1 protein-coding gene is annotated in these 1,178 nt (G+C 48.5%); it reads left to right on the top strand.

What is annotated here, in order from left to right:
- Positions 1-66: 66 nt before the first annotated feature.
- Positions 67-1,178, top strand: a 1,112-nt coding sequence (locus tag KDK17_RS10705) for a WD40 repeat domain-containing protein (protein WP_257288064.1), incomplete at its 3' end; no start/stop codon positions are given.

Genomic DNA, 1,178 nt, shown 5'->3' with positions numbered 1-1,178 from the left:
TCACTCATAAAGCAACGAGAAACCACTCATTTTCCTGCTCAGCTGCTTTTCACCTGCAGTAAACTGATGTCTGAATGTGAAACATTCAAGTTAGTGCCAAAAGCAAAAATTACCCATTTAGACCGAATCGGCATAGCCGACTTCACCGCCGATAGCCTCCATGTGGTGACCGCCGGCTTCGATAAAACAGCAAAAATCACTGGCCAGAAGACCGATGGATCATGGGAATTAAAAGCCACCATTCGCCATGACAGTCTTCTCTTTTCAGCCGTCTTCAATATCGATGGCCGTCAATTGGTGACCTCCGGTACCGATTTCATGGTGCAAATCTGTGGTCAGGAGGACGATGGATCATGGAAAGTAAAAGCCATTATTCACCAAGAAATGGAGGGCACCTTAGCCACCTTCAGTGCTGATGGCCACCAACTATTGACCGCCAATGATAGGACATTGAAAATCTATGGTCGGGAGACCGATGGATCATGGGAAGCAAAATACACTATTAACCATCATTGTCTGATCATGTCGTTCAGAATTAACCCCGATAGCAGTCATTTGTTTATCAAAAATAACGATAAGACTATGACAATCTATGGTCAGGAACACGATGGCACATGGGAAGTAAAAACCACTATTACCCATAACCATTTTGTTGACTCAGCCACCTTCAGCGCCGATAGCCGCTCTTTGGTCACCGCCAGTAGAGATAAGACCGCGAAAATCTATGGCCTGCAGGCCGATGGATCATGGGGAGAAATGACCGTCATTACCCACGATGGTGCTGTCAGATCAGCCTCCTTCAGTCCCGATGACCGCCTTGTGGTGACCGCCAGTCTGGACAAAACGGTGAGAATCCACGAACGGCAAACCAATGAATCATGGGAAACAAAATACACCTTTTACCAAAATGCTCCGGCCAGGTCGGCCAGGTTCAGCGCCGATGGCCGCCACATAGTGACCACCAGTGACGATAACACGGCAAAAATCTACAGCCTGCAAGCGGATCGATCATGGGAAGAGGCAGGCAGCATTATCCATAAGGGCAGAGTCCTCTCAGCCAACTTCAGTCCCGATAGCTGCCTCGTGGTGGCCGCCGGTGAAGACAAAACGGCGAAAATTTATAGCCTTAGGCCCGATGGGTCGTGGATAAAAAAAGCCATCATTTATCACGGGCCGGT

It is taken from the genome of Endozoicomonas sp. SESOKO2 (genome assembly GCF_024606245.1).
Taxonomy (GTDB): Bacteria; Pseudomonadota; Gammaproteobacteria; order Pseudomonadales; family Endozoicomonadaceae; genus Endozoicomonas_A.
The sequence above is the reverse complement of the archived record's forward strand: the minus strand, read 5'-3'. Positions and strand labels throughout refer to the sequence as shown.